13 protein-coding genes are annotated in these 16,105 nt (G+C 59.5%); 5 read left to right on the top strand and 8 right to left on the bottom strand.

The genetic code is table 11. The annotated features are described in order from the left end of the window. Positions 1–23 precede the first annotated feature (23 nt). Positions 24–1,499, bottom strand: coding sequence for a DUF3360 family protein (locus AQ621_RS09225; protein ID WP_082640993.1), 1,476 nt, complete (start codon positions 1,497–1,499; stop codon positions 24–26). Between the two features lie 130 nt (positions 1,500–1,629). On the opposite strand from AQ621_RS09225, the gene AQ621_RS09220 reads away from it, so the two are divergent. Beyond that, positions 1,630–3,477: a sensor domain-containing diguanylate cyclase gene (locus AQ621_RS09220; RefSeq protein ID WP_058341218.1), complete on the top strand. Its 1,848-nt coding sequence runs from the start codon at positions 1,630–1,632 to the stop codon at positions 3,475–3,477. Here the strand turns inward: AQ621_RS09220 and AQ621_RS09215 are convergent. Genes AQ621_RS09215 through AQ621_RS09200 form a run of 4 tightly spaced genes read right to left on the bottom strand, consistent with a single transcriptional unit; the run spans position 3,468 to position 9,230 of the window. Further along, entirely contained in the window at positions 3,468–4,100 is a 633-nt protein-coding gene (locus AQ621_RS09215) for a condensin complex protein MksE (RefSeq protein ID WP_058341217.1), read from the bottom strand. The two genes, AQ621_RS09220 and AQ621_RS09215, sit on opposite strands and share 10 nt — an antisense overlap. Continuing rightward, positions 4,093–5,520 (bottom strand): hypothetical protein, encoded by a 1,428-nt coding sequence (locus AQ621_RS09210; RefSeq protein ID WP_058341216.1) that lies wholly within the window; start codon positions 5,518–5,520, stop codon positions 4,093–4,095. Before AQ621_RS09210 ends, AQ621_RS09215 begins: the two co-directional genes overlap by 8 nt. Continuing rightward, positions 5,513–8,455, bottom strand: a complete 2,943-nt coding sequence (locus AQ621_RS09205) for a coiled-coil domain-containing protein (protein ID WP_058341215.1) — start codon at positions 8,453–8,455, stop codon at positions 5,513–5,515. The genes AQ621_RS09210 and AQ621_RS09205 overlap by 8 nt, the downstream gene beginning before the upstream one ends. Continuing rightward, entirely contained in the window at positions 8,448–9,230 is a 783-nt protein-coding gene (locus tag AQ621_RS09200) for a hypothetical protein (RefSeq protein WP_058341214.1), read from the bottom strand. The genes AQ621_RS09205 and AQ621_RS09200 overlap by 8 nt, the downstream gene beginning before the upstream one ends. Before the next feature lie 59 nt (positions 9,231–9,289). Between AQ621_RS09200 and AQ621_RS09195 the strand changes: the two genes are divergently transcribed. Beyond that, a complete protein-coding gene (locus AQ621_RS09195) occupies positions 9,290–9,937 on the top strand; it encodes an MBL fold metallo-hydrolase (protein WP_058341213.1) in 648 nt (215 codons plus the stop codon). A gap of 21 nt (positions 9,938–9,958) precedes the next feature. Here AQ621_RS09195 and AQ621_RS09190 read toward each other — a convergent pair whose 3' ends face one another. Next, entirely contained in the window at positions 9,959–10,582 is a 624-nt protein-coding gene (locus AQ621_RS09190) for an L-threonylcarbamoyladenylate synthase (protein WP_022989656.1), read from the bottom strand. Continuing rightward, positions 10,579–10,935, bottom strand: coding sequence for a BolA family protein (locus tag AQ621_RS09185; RefSeq protein ID WP_058341212.1), 357 nt, complete (start codon positions 10,933–10,935; stop codon positions 10,579–10,581). The genes AQ621_RS09190 and AQ621_RS09185 overlap by 4 nt, the downstream gene beginning before the upstream one ends. A 126-nt stretch (positions 10,936–11,061) precedes the next feature. Here AQ621_RS09185 and AQ621_RS09180 point away from each other — a divergent pair, with 126 nt between their 5' ends. The 3 genes from AQ621_RS09180 (at position 11,062) to AQ621_RS09170 (ending at position 15,624) form a co-directional block, all read left to right on the top strand. Next, positions 11,062–13,224 (top strand): DNA topoisomerase III, encoded by a 2,163-nt coding sequence (locus AQ621_RS09180; protein ID WP_058341211.1) that lies wholly within the window; start codon positions 11,062–11,064, stop codon positions 13,222–13,224. Between the two features lie 83 nt (positions 13,225–13,307). After that, the gene (locus AQ621_RS09175; protein ID WP_022989659.1) at positions 13,308–13,991 is read left to right on the top strand and encodes a response regulator transcription factor; all 684 of its coding nucleotides are present in this window, start codon (positions 13,308–13,310) and stop codon (positions 13,989–13,991) included. Further along, positions 13,984–15,624, top strand: coding sequence for a PAS domain-containing sensor histidine kinase (locus AQ621_RS09170; RefSeq protein ID WP_227508283.1), 1,641 nt, complete (start codon positions 13,984–13,986; stop codon positions 15,622–15,624). The genes AQ621_RS09175 and AQ621_RS09170 overlap by 8 nt, the downstream gene beginning before the upstream one ends. Here the strand turns inward: AQ621_RS09170 and AQ621_RS09165 are convergent. After that, positions 15,593–16,105 (bottom strand): shikimate kinase, encoded by a 513-nt coding sequence (locus AQ621_RS09165; protein ID WP_058341210.1) that lies wholly within the window; start codon positions 16,103–16,105, stop codon positions 15,593–15,595. The two genes, AQ621_RS09170 and AQ621_RS09165, sit on opposite strands and share 32 nt — an antisense overlap.

Raw genomic sequence — 16,105 nt, 5'->3', positions numbered from 1 at the left:
CACTCCTGCTACTGCGAAAAACCTCAGTCTACACGGAAAGCGTCCACCATAGGCTCGATGCCCGGGAACATTCCGATGGCCAGCATGACCACGCACAGGATAACAAAGACAATACCCGGGATGATCCAGCGGCCGATATGGCCCAGCTCTTTGCCGCGTTCCTTGCAGCCAATCAACCCAAGGTTATCCAGCAGTACGGTCAGCGACCAGCCAAACACAGGATTCACCAGCGCAGACGAGAAAATCACGATGGCTGCAGACTCGGTGGTCTTGCCCTTGCGGGTCATTTGCATACCTGCCTCCAGCAACGGCAGGAACACGCCCACCATCAGCGCCACACTCAGCACCGGCGGCCATACCGCCAGGTCCATCGGGTAACCCAGCACCGCGGTAGCCGCACACAACAACCCGGTAAGCACCGCACCCGCCGCAATGGGCCGCTTGGCAATGGCTGCGGGCACAATGTAAGTACCCCAGGATGACGCAATGTTACCGCCACCCAGCGCCGTTCCGACTACCTGGCGGGCCGAGGCAGAGACCATGGTATCGTCGATATCCATCAGCACACGCTCGGTTTTTGGCGGATAATTCAGTTTCTGGAAGACCTGGTGCCCCAGAAAATCCGGAGACCACATGGCTACCGCCAGCACCGCAAACGGCGCCACGGCCATAAAGCTGTAGACGTCCGGAAGGCCCAGCTGCCAGCCGGTGGTTTCGCCCCACCAATAGGCCGGGTTCATATTGGGAATGCCCGGTTCGGTCACAAACTCGAACGGCGCACCCAGGGCAAAGGCCACAACACCGGCTATCAACGATCCCAGCGGGATCGCCAGCCAACGCATTTTTACATGCTCCAGCCAGGCGTACATCACGATGGTCAGCAGCACCACCACAAAGGCGATGTGGCCCTTATCGAACCCTTCTGCCCAGGTGAACAACCGTCCGATCTGGCTGGTTACCCCGATAAAGCCGAGATACAGCAGCAATCCGCCACACACGCCGTTACTGGTTAGCCGGGCCAACAGGCTACCACCCCGGGTAATACCCAGAATGAAACCCAGCACACCGATCATGATCCCCAGCGCCATGGGATGTCCGCCAGAGGCGACAATCAATGGAATCATGGGAATCAGCGGGCCGTGGGTACCGGCCAGGTTACTGGTGGGGTTCAGAAAACCGGAAATCAGGATGACAAACAACAGCGCTGCGATGATCATTTCGAAGCGCACGTTTTCAGTTACGAATTCTTTCGAAAGCCCCAGCGGGCCGGCGAAGGCGGCCACGATTGCGGCAACCATCACCACTTTGCCGATGGTCGCGGCCATGGCGGGCACCAGGTCTTCCCACTCGAAGCGGTAATCACGGAACGGCAGGTTTGGCCGCCACCGCCTCGGCGCCATCACCTGCAGTTCATGCTCCAGGTATTCCCGACGCGTTGCAAAGTGCGACCGGGGTTTTCGATCAGATAAATAGCTGTTGTTAGCGTTGTTGTCTGTCATAACCACTCGCGATTTGGAATTTTTATTAAGGCGCGGATACTAGAGAGACAGAAGCACACTAACCATTGGCTCTTTGGCTAAGGCTGGAGTTAAGATAGAGCTGTGCGACCGGAGGGTGTGACCACAAACGATGGATATACTTGAACAAAAGCGCCGTGTAATCGCCACGGCCATCATCGCAGTGGTGCTCACCGGCATTGTGATTGCTGCGATTGTCGCCACCCCGCTGATCAACCAGCTGCATTCCCAGGCCTCCCGCTCGGCCGGCAATGTTGCCGACGCCAAAACCCAGAACATCCAGGCCATCCTGGACCAACATCAGGACCTGGCCCGCCAGACCGCCAGCCGAACCGAACTGGCCCGGGTGATGAGCGAATATGTAAACGGTAACCTGGCCGTTGGCGTTGCAAGGACCTTCTCCCGGCCCAGGCTGGAAGATGCCGCCAACATCATCGACAACCTGGCGGCACTGATACGCTACGACGCATCGGGTGAGGAACTGGTCCGTGTCGGCCCCCTGGCGGCGTCATTACCAGGCAGGATAACCCTGCCAGGCGGCCTGGACTTCCGGGAATATCGCCTTGCCAATGGCGAAACCAGCAAACCGCTGCTGCATGCCACCGGTACCATTGAGCATGATGGTCAGCGGGTTGGCACAGACTTGCTCCTGTTCGATCTCTCTCCGCTTCAGGGAGCGTTGCTGACCAACACCTGGTCAAACATCTGCATTCTCGATGACGCGCGCACCCGCCGGGTAGAGCTGGACCCCACCACTCAGATGCCTGAGATCTTCCCGGCCAGCGAGTGCCTGACCGCCAGCGAGCGCCTGACGGGCGACAAACAGCCCCGCACCTTCAAACTGACTGACCCGGACGGTGCCTCGGTACTGGCGTTCATGAGACCCTTGGGCGATTACAACTGGGAAGTTCACATGAATTCCCAGGTCTCTGAGGTATACGCTCAAGTCACAAACGATATCATCATCAGCATCGCCATCATTGCGTTGCTTTCCTTGGTGGCCGGGCTGGTGGTGTGGCGCTCCCTGCAACCGCTGATGCATGCACTGGTGTCCCAGACATCCGAGATCGCCAGATCCACCGAAGAACTGCGATTGGCCCACCAGGTGTTCGAACACACCCAGGAAGCCATAGCCATCTGCAAGACGGATTTCACCATTGTCCGGGCTAACCCGGCCTTTCTGGAGAGGGCCCAGACTAAAGCCAGGGAGCTGTCCGGGCGCAACATGATGGAGTTTCTGGATGCAGGCAACCAGGACCGGGATCCCGTCGGCGAACGCTTGCACCGCCAGCTGATCGCCGAGGGTGCCTGGCAGGGAGAGGTCTGGCTCAGGAACCCCAAGGGTGAGGTGTTCCCCAACCTGCTGACGGTGTCTGCGGTGCGAAACAATCAGGGCCAGATCAGCCAGTACATTCTGACCTTCAGCGATATCAGCGAGCGGGTGAAAAACGAGAAACAGATGGCCCGGCTGGCACACTATGACCAACTCACCGGCCTGCCCAATCGTGCGGCCCTGGAGAATTACCTGCAACAAGCCATAGAGCAGGCCCGTCGTTCCAATGGCCACTTTGCCCTGATGTTCCTGGACCTGGACAAGTTCAAGCCGGTCAACGACACCCATGGCCACCCGGTGGGTGACGAACTGCTACGGGTAGTGGCCAAGCGCCTGAAACACTGCATGCGTAGTGGCGATATCGTGGGCCGGACCGGCGGAGACGAATTTGTGGTGATTACCGGGCCCCTGAACGGCGACGACGGTGCCCGGCACATTGCAGAGAAAATGATTGCAACCCTGAATGAGGTATTCCAGATTCAGGGCCACACGATCGGTATTGGCGCTTCCGTCGGCATTGCCCTGTATCCGGATAACGGCATGACCGCCGAAGATCTCATGAGGGAAGCCGACGCCGCTATGTACCGGGTAAAAGCCGGTGGCCGGAACAACCTGGCCTACGCCTGACCGCCCTGCTCGTACTCCTGAACCAGCTGGTCAAGGAAGTACATTCCAGCTGAGCTCAGGAAATACCGGCCAGCCCCGGAGCGGAACACCAGATTTCGCTTTTCCAGGTAATCCAGCGCTTCACTCAGGCCTTTCTCGAATCGAGCTGCCCGCAGAATGTCCTGGTACTCCTCATCGGCCGCAAGGTTGGCCAGGTCCTGCTCGTTCAGGCCGGCTTCCGGCCGCCCCAGGTAATCCAGGTCCCGCCCGCTACGGGCAAAGTAACGGCCAATCAGTAACAGCACCACCTGCACCCGGAAGGCATTCTCATCGTGCTCTTCGCTTTCATCGTCACTGCTTTCTTTCAGGAAGAAGAACGAGCCGGTTTCGTTGAACACCAGTTCGCTGCCCAGGTGTTCGTAGAAAGTGCGGAAATGCGAAAGATGATTGTATAGCAGGTTGTAGAGCGGATTGGCCCGCAGCTCGGAACGGTTGGCATCCCAGACATCCCGCACGATCACGCGGCCAGCCTGGAATTCCCGGTAGATGGCGGCACTGTGGGCCGGCAGGATCTGGTCGAAGCTGCTGGCTTGTGGTTCGTTCAGGTTGTTTTCTGCATCCCGGGTTTCCACAAAATCAGGCATGGTCTGGCTCTTGTTCGGTGTGGGTCGGAGTGGTTTCGAGGCGGCGTTTTCGGTAAACAAACTGCTCGCTGTCGGGCGCCTGCTCCAGGGTTCGGAAACGATTGGTGGTCGTTACCTGCATTCCTTCGGGCGGTGAATTGACCAGCCGGTTCAACGCCGCCAGCAGGTCCGGAAAGCGATAGCCGGGAATAAAACCGTCCAGCCGGCCGTGGAGTTCCCGTACCAGGTCGGTCGTGGGTCGTAATTCCAGCGTTTCCAGCCACTGGTAAAGCTGGTTGATGCGCTGAACGTCGATGCGACTGTGGCGGCCGCTGCCGTCCACTTCCTGCAGCACCGGCACTTCCGCTTTCCGGCGCAGGTCGCTCAGGCGCAGGTCCAGTTCGCTGAACAACAGCTGGTAATAGCTGGAGGATTGGCCGAAGGCGTAGTGTTTCGGCCGCTGCTGCGCCCGCAAACCCACCAGAAAGCCCGTGCTGCGGGCAAAGTCGCCGCCCTCCAGCCATTTACGACGAAGGCTCAGGGTTTCGGTGTCGTCTTTCAATGTGCGCAGCTTGCCGTAGAAATGCTCCATGGCGTTGTACTGGGCCATGCCCCGGCGGGTTTTGCGCAGGAAGTGTTCCACCTCCTGGGCTACGGCCTGGATGGGCTTGTACAGGGCGTTCAGGCTGATAGACGAACGGAACAACTGGTCCGCCAGACTGTGGTCGTCATGGCTCTCCAGCAGGCGCACCATGGCTTCCAGGGTTTCGAACAGGTTGCTGCCATCTGGCAGGCGGGTGTCCGGGTTCAGGAACACCAGCGTGGGCTTGATGTGGCGCTCATACAGAGTGACGATCTGCTCGAACAGGTTCTGTCGGAACTCCAGGTATTTCTCCGGCACCCGGCTGGCGTCGCCGGACAGGTCCGCCAGCTGGGCGCTGATGGTCTGCATCCGCAGCACGTTCTGGCGCAGCAGGCCGATCAGCTGGCTGACCCGTTCGTTCAGGTCGTCCCGCAGTTCGGTGTAATCCGGATCAACCTCGCTGAAGCTGCTGATTTCCAGGCGGTTGCGTACGTCCCGCAGGGTCACCAGGTGGCCCCGCAGGCGAGCGTCGGTCAGTTCCTGATAGAGCGAGGCGTTGCAGGCCCGCATCAGGTTGATCAGGGCATCCTGGAACACCAGCCGTCGCTCGCCCTCTGCCTTGATAATGTCGATGATCAGGCCACTGCGGAACAGGTTGTCGGTGTTCATGGCCAGGCGCACCCGTTCCCGGTCCGCCTTGCCCAGATTACGGGTGTAGTCCATCACCTCGGCCACCAGGTCGCTTTCGCGGATGTACCGGGCTTCGTTTCGGTCCATGCGCTCGATCATCCGGAACAGGATCTTCGGGTGTTCGAACAGCAGCCGCGTGGTGTCCAGGGTGCTGAAGCGTTTACTCATCCGCAGGCTCCAGCAGGCTGTTCTGGGTCTGGTCCGCCCAGTGGCTCAGGGGCTCGCCGCCGGTAAAGCCTTCCGCGCCACCCCAGAACACCAGTGTGCGTTCCTTGCTGTAAGGCCGCGCGGTGCGCATCTGCCCCACTTCCAGGTGCCGGCCAATCAGGTAGATCACTTCGGCACTGGCGCTGTGGGTAGCAGCGGAGAACAAGTTGAAGCCCTGTTTGCGAAGCCGTTCCAGCAACGACGGCATCTGGCTGATGTCTACACTGGCCAGCTCATCCAGCACCATGGGGAAGGACAGCTGCACGCCCGGGTACAACACCCGTTTGAGCAGCCGGTACACCAGTTCCAGGTTGATCAATGCCGTGGTGGAGGTGGACTGGCCCTTCTTATCCAGGTTCGCGGCGTTTTCCTTGCGGGTGCGGTAGGAAATACCGGTGATCACCTTGTCCATGGTCAGGCGCTTGCTGCCGCCCTGCTCCCCGAAAAAGTCCGCCACAAACACCCGCAGGCGGTCGTAAAAGGCATCAGACTGAAGCTGGTTGCCATACGGATCAATGTTGTTGGCTTCTTCCACCAGGTTGCGGAATTTCGGGTCGGTATGGATGTCCACCCGGATTTCCACCAGATCGTTGATGCGCACGCCGTCCAGCTCCCGGTTGAGCTGGGCTTCGAAGCGGGCGATGTGTTCGTGGTTGGACTTCAGGGCCTGACGGTAGCTGGCCACGGTTTCGTTGTGAATACCCACCTGCTGCTCAAGCACACTCCAGCGCTCGGCCATGCCGGCGAACAAGTCCGACAGGCTCTTGAAGGTTTCCCGAATAACCGAGGATGTCGGGCTGTCTTTCTGCAGTTCGCCGTCGCTGTCTTCGTGAATACCCAGGTACACAAACTGGCGCAGGTGATCGAGGATGTTACGGCGGCGCTCTTCCAGGTCGTCCAGTTGGCTTTGCAGGTCATCAAACGCGGCGGCAGACACCCGCTCGATGTCTAAAGGTTGTTCTGCCTGCACTGCTTTCAGGTGCGGGAAACGATGCTCTACGGTGCCCACGCTTTTGCTCAGCGCAGCCAGTTCCCGCTCCCGCTCTTCAATGCGGTCTTTCTCAGCCCTGGCCCTGGCGGCTTTCTGCTGCAGTGCATCCTGCTTTTCCTGCTCCAGACGGGCCTGTTCGTCCAGCTTCGCCAGCTGCTCTTCGGCCGCCTGTTTTTCTTCGGTGGCGTCCCGCAGGGTGGTGGCAGCGGCTGGATAACGCTGAAGCGTCTCAAGATCTTTTTCGATGGCCCGGATTTCTTTTTCCGTGCGTTCAATCAGCTTGGGCCGGTCGTGTTCCTGGTTAGCGGTGTCTGCCAGCTCTGAGCGTTCTTTCTCAAGGCCGTTCAGCTCGCCCTCAACATGGTGGCGCTGCTCGGCGAAATTGGTATGCCGGGCCGGTTGGCTCTGGTATTCGGTGTCGAACCAGTCAAAGCCATGGTCATTGGGCGCGAACAATCGGGCGAAGGCTTCGATAGTGGCCTTGCTGTCAGCGTCCAGGTCCTGGCCGGGGCTGGCCATCATCAGGCGGGGGTCGACCGCCCGCAGCGGCGCGGCGGTGGCTTCGTCCAGCTGGTTCTGCAACTGCCACTGTTGTTTGCTTTCCCGGTCTTTCAGGCTCTCGAGCTGGCGTTCCAGCTCCAGCTTCTTGCGCTGGATCTGTTCCAGGCGAATCTCGGCCTGGGCAGCACTTTTCAGGGCGGCCAGGTGGCCCCGCTTGCCTTCGAGCTCTTCCTTCTGGATGTCCGCAATTTCCTGCAGGGTCATCTCGCCGTATTGCGCAACCAGCAGCTCGCCGTCTTTCTGGTTCTGTTCCGCCTGCTTGATTCGCCGGTCGGCGGAGCGGATCTCGCCTTTCAGTCCGCTTTCTTCCTGTTCCAGCTTTTTCAGGGTTTGCAGCACATGGCGCAGGGTTTCGTTCTGTTCGTTATACGCCTCCAGCGCTACCCGGCGTTTGGCACCTATGTCTTGCAGCGCATTCGCCACGCCATCCCGGAATGCGGCAAAATCGTGCTGACTGCGCAATAACGCTTGATAGGCCTGATAGTCCCGGTTCAGCTTTTCAAACCGGGGGCGCTCCTTCTCGATTCGATTGAGCTGGCTTTGCTGTTGTTTCAGCTGGTCGTGGCGGTTCAGGAAATCGTCGATGTTGAAATCAAAGGCGTCGTCGGCAAACTTTTTGTCCGCCTCAATGATGCTGGCCACCGCGTTGGCCATGGCCTGGTCGTCGGCCTTCATTTCGAACAGCAGCAGAATCAGGGTGCGCAGGGACTGCACCCGACGCTCGTCGGATTCCCCCAGCGGCAATACAGAATAGCGAACCGCGTCGGCGTTCATGAGCTCACTGCTGTAGAGCATGGATTTGAGTTTGGCCGGGTCGCTGACCAGTTTGGTGTCTTTGGAGAGCTTTTTCAGGGCTTCCGACAACCGGCTGAACGAGAGCTCCGGCACCGCCTGGCCGATGCCGTCCTCATCATCGCCGTTCCAGAACAGCGGCCGTAGCTGGTCGTAACTCACCGGTACAAAGGCACGGCCATAGCTGAGCTGACTGGCGTTGTCCCGGTACAGAATCTGGCAATGGGTGCCGGCCGGGTTTTCCGCTTCCATGATCAGGAAACTGAACTGGCTGGGGAAATAATGCTGGTAGCTTTCTTCGTTGGTGTAAAAGCTGCCTGCGCTGGCGTTGCGAAAGGCGAATTTCTTGCGGCTGTTCTTGAAGTTGTTTTCCGGCAACAGGAACAGGCGCAAGCTGTTCAAAAGGCTGGACTTGCCCAGATTGCCCGGCCCCAGAATCAAGCCGTGGTTGTCCACCGGAATTTCCACGTAACAGAAGCCGGCGGAATCCACCAACACCAGGCGGCGAATGCCGAAGTTAAAGGTGCTCGCGCTCGCCTGTGAATCACTCATCCAGAATCATCTCCTGCTCCATGAATTTGCCAGTGGCCCGGAAGGCCAGCGCCAACGACACAAACCCCAGATCTTCCGCCAGCATGATGGCCTTTGTAAACCTTTCGGTGGCGTCCGGGGCTTTGCGGAATCTGCCCAGCCAGGGCTGCCAGTCAGACGGCTGCAGGTAACGGGCCTTATCGCCCAGTGCGGACTGCACCGATGAAAACATCTGCAAACCGCCGGCATCATAATCGAAGGCGCAGAGTACCTCATGGTACCCATTCAGCCAGTTCAGATCTGACGCGCGGGTAATCCGGTTACCGCCACCAAGCACAACATCGCAATTATTGAGTTCCAACGGTTGGCCAAGGCAGTCACTGGCAAAGGCCAGCATCTGGCGGTAATGGTAAAAATTCCGCTCGTTTTCCACCACCAGAACCCGGGGCGCCGGCCTGAAGCCGATACCCACCGAATCCCCGGTAATCACCACTGAATCCGGCCGATTGCCGGGCAGAGCCTGATGGTAAACCAGCAGGAAACTCACCTCGGTCCCGTGACGGTGGGAGTCTCCTTTCCTGACGGCATCCACCCTGCTCACCGGAGTTGCAGCCTGTTCCCGAAGCGTTTCGAAAACAGCCTCATCCAGCACGGTTACTCGCCAGCGGTTCGGCCCCGTTTTCTCGGTCGAAAAAAGCTCCCGATGCCTCTGCCGCAGTGCCTCCGGCAGCTTTTTAAGAAAGGCCTCGTAGTTGATCGCCTGGCCCTTAAGGATTTTTTGGAGGTAGTCGTTCAATGGCTCACCTGTTGCCGCCTTGGTAAACTTGCCGAAAAGTTTACAACCCGAGGCAGATTATGTCCCTGAAGTACCGTGTGATTCCCGTCACCCCCTTTGAACAAAACTGCACCCTGCTCTGGTGTACTGAAACCAACAAAGCAGCAGTCGTAGACCCGGGCGGGGACCTGGACCGCATTCGGGCGGCGGTGGAAGCCGAAGGCGTTACTCTGGAGAAAATCCTGCTCACCCACGCCCACATTGACCACGCCGGCGGTACCGCGGAGTTGTCCAAATCCGCCGGGCTGCCGATTGAAGGACCGCACAAAGAAGATAATTTCTGGATTCAGGGCCTGGCCATGCAGGCGCAGATGTTCGCCTTTCCAGCACCGGAGGTGTTCACGCCCAATCGCTGGCTGGAAGACGGAGACACGGTAACGGTGGGCAATGAAACCCTGGAAGTGCTGCATACACCGGGCCACACTCCGGGCCATGTGGTGTTCTTCCATCGCGGCTCAAAACTGGCCCAGGTGGGCGATGTGCTGTTCAATGGCTCCATTGGCCGCACGGATTTCCCGAAGGGCGACTACAACACCCTGATTCATTCCATCCGGGAAAAACTGTTCCCGCTGGGAGATGATGTGGCCTTCATCTGTGGCCACGGGCCCATGTCTACCTTCGGGCACGAAAAAGCCACCAATCCCTTTGTGTCTGACCACCGGGGCTGACTGCCCCGGCAACCAATAGCCCTAGACCTGAAACGGCGCCGGATCGCCTTTGCCAACCCGGGTAACTTCCGGGGCATCGCCGGTGAAGTTCACCACCGTGGTGGCTTCCATTCCGCAGAAGCCGCCGTCGATGATCAAATCCAGTTCGTGTTCCAGGGTATCCCGGATTTCGTAGGGGTCGGTCATCGGCTCGCTTTCCCCCGGCAAAATCAGGGTGCTGCTCATGATCGGCTCGCCCAGCTCACCCAGCAACGCACGTACAATCTCGTTATCCGGCACCCGGACACCAATGGTACGGCGCTTGGCGTGTAGCAGGCGGCGTGGCACTTCGCTGGTGGCATCCAGGATGAAGGTGTAGGGCCCCGGGGTGAACGTCTTCAGCAACCGGTACTGGGTGTTGTCGACCTTGGCGTAGACGCCGATATCAGACAAATCCCGGCACACCAGGGTGAAGTTGTGCTTGTCATCCAGCTTGCGGATACGTTTGATGGTATCGGCCGCCTGCTTGTCGCCAAGATGGCAACCCAGTGCGTAGCCGGAATCGGTGGGGTACACGATCACGCCACCCTTGCGCAGAATTTCCACGGCCTGGTTGATCAGCCGCTTCTGCGGATTTTCCGGGTGAATCTGGAAAAACTGACTCATGAATCTGCTCCCTGTTCCAGTTTGGCCGCCATGGTGGCATCACCCTTCGAGCCACCCATGCAATTCGGCGAATCCGGCGTAGCCTGGCCACTGGCCTGCCATTCTTCCGGCGTAAACAGGTGCAGCGACAACGCGTGCACCGAGCCTGCCAGTTCGTCTGCCAGCACCTTGTAGATCGCCTGGTGCCGCCGAACCTTCATCTGGCCGGCAAAATCCGGTGAAACCAGGGTCACCTTGAAGTGGGTTTCCGAATTCGGCGGCACCGAGTGCATGTGGCTCTCGTTCTCTACCTGAAGCAACCTGGCTTCAAAGGCATCTGCCAGTTTGGTTTCAATGGCACTCTGTACTTTCATCTTCGTTTCACTCCTGCAATTCCCTGAATGGTCAGTCTACTACACATTGGCCCTTACCCCCGAAACCTTGACAGCAATCCGGCAAAGGGCCACATTCCCGAACCGATCCAGCAACGCCAAGACCCCATGCATCTTTACATAGCCGAAAAACCCAGCCTGGCAAGAGCCATTGCTGCCGCCCTGCCCGGCCCACACCAGAAAGGCCAGGGCTGGATTCGCTGTGGCCAGGGCAAAGACGCCGCTACGGTGAGCTGGTGTATCGGCCACTTGCTGGAACCGGCAGAGCCGGCCCGCTATAACCCGGCGTGGAAAAAGTGGCGACTGGAAGATCTGCCCATGATTCCGGAGCCATGGCAGCTGTCCCCCAAAGATAGCGTGCGCCAGCAACTGAAAGTGCTGGAATCCCTGATCCGCCAGGCCGACACCATTACCCACGCCGGCGACCCGGACCGGGAAGGCCAGCTGCTGGTGGATGAGGTACTCCGTTATGTGGGCACCGAGGCGCCGGTGCAACGGATACTGATCAACGACCTGACCCCCAACGCCGTTGCCCGGGCCATACAGGCGCCCAAAGACAACCGGGAATTCCGGCGCCTGTCCCATTCGGCCCTGGCCCGCCAGCGCGCAGACTGGTTGTATGGCATCAACCTGACCCGTTTCTACACGCTCACCTATCAGCAACAGGGCGAACAGGGCGTGTACTCGGTCGGCCGTGTACAGACACCGGTATTGGGGCTGGTGGTGGAGCGGGACAACACCATCGAGGACTTTGAGCCGAAACCCTGGTTCCGGCTTGAAGGCGAATTCCGCGCCCGTGAAGAAGACGCAGACCAACGCCCCTTCACCGCACGATGGCTGCCGGACGAACAATTCCAGGATCACCTGGACGAAGAAAACCGCCTGCTCAGCCGTGAAATCGCAGACCAGATTGCCGCAGACGTAAACGGCCGCCCGGGCACCATTGTGGAATCCCGGTTCCGGGACCGGCCGGAAGCGCCGCCACTGCCACTTTCTCTGTCTGCCTTGCAAATAGAAGCCGGCCGGCTGTTCCGCATGGGTGCCAAAGACGTACTGGATACCGCCCAGAACCTGTACGAGCGGCACCAGCTGATCACTTACCCCCGTTCTGACTGCCGCTACCTGCCCGAAGGCCACTATAACCAACGCGAGCAGGTCATCCGCGCCATCGGCCGTGTCGCGCCCGAGCTGGAAACGCAGTTCGGCGAACTGGACACCAGCCGCCGCTCCTCCGCCTGGGACGACAAACAGGTGGACGCGCACCACGCTATCATTCCTACTGTGCGGCCGTCGGCCAACGGCAAGCTGACTGCGGCAGAGCAGAAAATTTACGGGCTGATCAGCCGCTACTACCTGATGCAGTTTGCGGCAGATGCCGTACACCGGGAAGGCAAGCTGACGGTGAAAGTGCTGGAGCACAAGTTCCGGGCGACCGAAACCGCCATACTCACACCAGGCTGGAAAGCCCTGGAGCTCCGGCTACGGGAAAACAACAGCGAACCGGAAAAGCCCCCCCTGCCAAGGCTGGAGCGAAACGAACCGGTGCTGTGCACCAACGCTGGCGTAAAGGAAAAGAAAACCCAGCCACCCCAGCATTTCACCGATGCCACACTGCTGTCGGCGATGACCAACATTGCCCGTTTCGTCGCGGACCCGGAGCTCAGAAAAACCCTGCGGGAAACCGATGGCCTGGGCACCGAGGCCACCCGCGCAGCGATTATCGACACCTTGTTCAAGCGGGACTACCTGTTCCGGGAAAAGCGCTACATTAAAGCCACAGACAAAGGCAAGGCGCTGATTGCCGCCCTGCCGGATTCCATCCGCACTCCGGATCGCACCGCTGTCTGGGAGGCGACCCTTGAAGGCATCCGCCGGGGCGAAGATGACCCCCGGCAATTCCTGGCCAGCCTGAAGGAAGAAATCACCGGCTTTATAAACCGGCGCCCGAAGCCGGCCAACGACGACAGCGTTGCCGGCAACGAAGCCATCCACTGCCCCAAATGCCGGGCACCGATGGTCGAGCGGGACGGCAAGTTCGGGCGTTTCTATGCCTGCACCCGCTACCCGGATTGCAAGGGCACCCGGCCGCTGGAAGACAGCCAGCCGAAAGACGGCACCAGCCAGAAACCGGTACCCTGCCCGCACTGTTTTTCACCCCTGGTGCGCCGGCACAGCAAGAAAGGCTGGTTCTGGGGTTGCAGCAACTTTCCCGGCTGCCGGCAAACGGTGGACGACGACAATGGAAAACCGGCGCTTACATCAAGGAAATAGCGCCTGCAGGGCTGATCGAACATTGAATTTCTGGAATAATGGCCGGATATTGCAGATAGCCCTATTAACGAAGGAAACGCCTGATGCGCATTGCGCTTCTTGAAGATGAGCACGAACAGGCCCAGAGGATACAGACCATCGTCTCCGAGAAAGGCCACCATTGTGACAGCTTTCCCACCGGCCAGGCCTTTCTGGGCGCGGTTCTGCACCGCAGTTACGACCTTATGATCCTCGACTGGCAAATCCCGGACATGACCGGCATCGACGTTCTGGAGAACGTGCGGGCGCACCTGAACTGGCCTATCCCGGCCATTTTCCTGACCCAGCGGGACAGCGAGTCAGACATAGTACGCGCCCTGGATGCCGGCGCCGACGACTACCTGGCCAAACCGGCGCGGGCTGCCGAATTGCTGGCCCGCATCAATGCTCTGGCCCGCCGCAGTAACCCGGACAGCGAGAAAGAGGTTCTGGTATACGGCCCGTTCGAAGTAAACACCCAGCAGCGCAGTATCAGCCTGCACGGTGAGCCACTGAGCCTGACCGACAAAGACTTCGACCTGACCCTGTTCCTGTTCCAGAACCAGGGCCGCCTGCTGACCCGTGAAATGTTGCTGGAACGGGTATGGGGGCTGACCAAGGACATCAACACCCGCACGGTCGATACCCACATGAGCCGACTGAGAAGACGGCTGGGGCTGAATCCTGAAAACGGATTCCGCATCAAAACCATCTACCAGCGCGGTTACAGGCTCGAAGCCGTTGCTTGACCGGAAGCTCTCACCATGGGGCCTTGGCCTGCTGGTCTTCGGGGTGCTTGCTGGCAGCTACGTTCTGACGCTGGTCGTATTCGGCTTCCAGCTTTCACCTACCAACCTGCTGGCGATACCGCTGATCGCCTTGCCGGTAGCCGCGGCGGTGCAACTGGCTGTAACCAACCGGCTGCTGAACCGGCAGCTCGATAAAATGGTCAGAACGCAGACCTTATCACTGCCGGAACCGTCGAAAAGACAGCCCCATCGCTTACTGGAACATTTCCGGGCCCTGCTGCGCCCGGAAGGCTGGTTGCTGGCAGAAGACGGCGACTTACTCGAAAATCATGGCATGAGCCTTGCCGAGGCCCCGCCACTGCCGGAACCCGGTGAGTGGCAGCACCAGCAGCAGCAAAGCTGGATCCGGCTGACCCGGGGCGAAACCAGTTACGTCATCGGGCTCACCCTGCGCAACGACCTCAGCCGTGAAGTGATACAGCACTTCCTGCACAAACTGGAACTGGACTCGCAACCCGCTACCGGCCCGCTCAGCCCCGGGCTCGGCCACTCGCCGCGCTTGCGCAAGGTGATCCTGGCCAGCGAACGCCTGGCCCAGATGCAGGCTTTTATCAGCAACAGCTTCGAACACATGCCGGACGGCATTATCGTAACCGACGAACTGGGGGTTATCCGGTTTGCCAACCAGCACATCGAAGACTGGTTCCGGGAGCCCATGCCCAGCATCACCGGCATGCCCCTGACCAGCCTGCTGGAAGGCCACGACCCGAAGGATACGCCGCCCTGGCACGAAGTGATTTCCGAAACCCTGACCCTGAAAGAAAGCCGCACACTGGACCTGACCGTACACGGCAAGGACTTCCTTGTTCACTTTGCGCCTTTCGAACTCCCCGAACACGGCCAGTTCGGCATTATCGCCAACATATCGGACATTTCAGAACTGCGGGAACAACAGCGGCAGCACCGGGAGGCCATCGACTTCATCTCACACGATGTGCGCTCGCCGCTGGTGTCTCAGCTGGCCCTGATTGAGCAGTTGAAGCGGGACCCCGCCAGCATAGACGAACTGCACCTGGACCAGCTCCGGATGCTGGCAAGGCGCAGTTACAACCTGGCGGAAGAATTCGTGCAACTGGCCCGGGCCGAGCAGCTGACCGAACCGCGCTTCTACGAGTGCGAACTGCTGGCCATTGTCGAAAACGCCCGGGACAGCGTGTATGAGCAGGCCCAGCGCAAGAACATTTCACTGCAACTGATCGGCACCGAAGACCTGTGGATGCGAGGCAATGCGGAGTTGCTGGAGCGGGCGGTCATCAACCTGCTGACCAACGCCGTGCAGTACAGCCCGGAAGACGCCACCGTGAGCATCCACGTGTATCGCGCTGCCCACCTGGCCTGCCTGGCCATCGCCGACGAAGGCTGCGGCATCGACACCGATGAACTGCCCTACCTGTTCGACCGCTACCACCGGCAAAAGCGCAGCGAGCTGGCCGGCACCCTGGGCGCCGGCCTGGGATTATCGTTTGTGAAAACCGTGGTGGAGAAGCACCGGGGCGAGATCAAGGTAGACTCCCTCCCCGATGAAGGCACAACCTTTACCCTCAAGTTTCCGATTTCGGATCCGATGCTTTGACCACCGCTTCACAAACCTGGTCCTGGGTAAGGTCTTCGCCCTTCACTGTGATATCTGCATAGCGGGAATAGAGCGCAAAACGCTCGTCGAACAACTCGGAAAGGGACTGGTCCGGCCGGCGGGAAATGCCCCGCAGGCTGTAGTCACCGATTCTCTGAATGACCACATCCAGCGGAATATCCAGAAAAACCACGGTGCCATTGGCTTTCAGGTGGCGCATGGCGGCATCACTGTAAACAGCGCTACCGCCGGTGCTGATAACCTGGTTTTCCACGGACAGCTTCAGCAGCACCTGCTCTTCAATATGGCGCAGGGCCTGGTAACCGTCCTGGTCGACAATCTCCTGCAAGGTGCGGCCGGCCTCTTCCTGGATCAGAAGGTCGGTATCCACAAACCCCATACCAAGCCGCTTTGCCGCCAGCACGCCCACGGTACTTTTTCCGCTGCCGGGCATGCCGATAAAAATCAGGTTTCGAGACAT

The organism is Marinobacter sp. P4B1 (assembly GCF_001447135.1).
In the GTDB taxonomy this organism is placed as follows: Bacteria; Pseudomonadota; Gammaproteobacteria; order Pseudomonadales; family Oleiphilaceae; genus Marinobacter; species Marinobacter vinifirmus.
The sequence above is the reverse complement of the archived record's forward strand: the minus strand, read 5'-3'. Positions and strand labels throughout refer to the sequence as shown.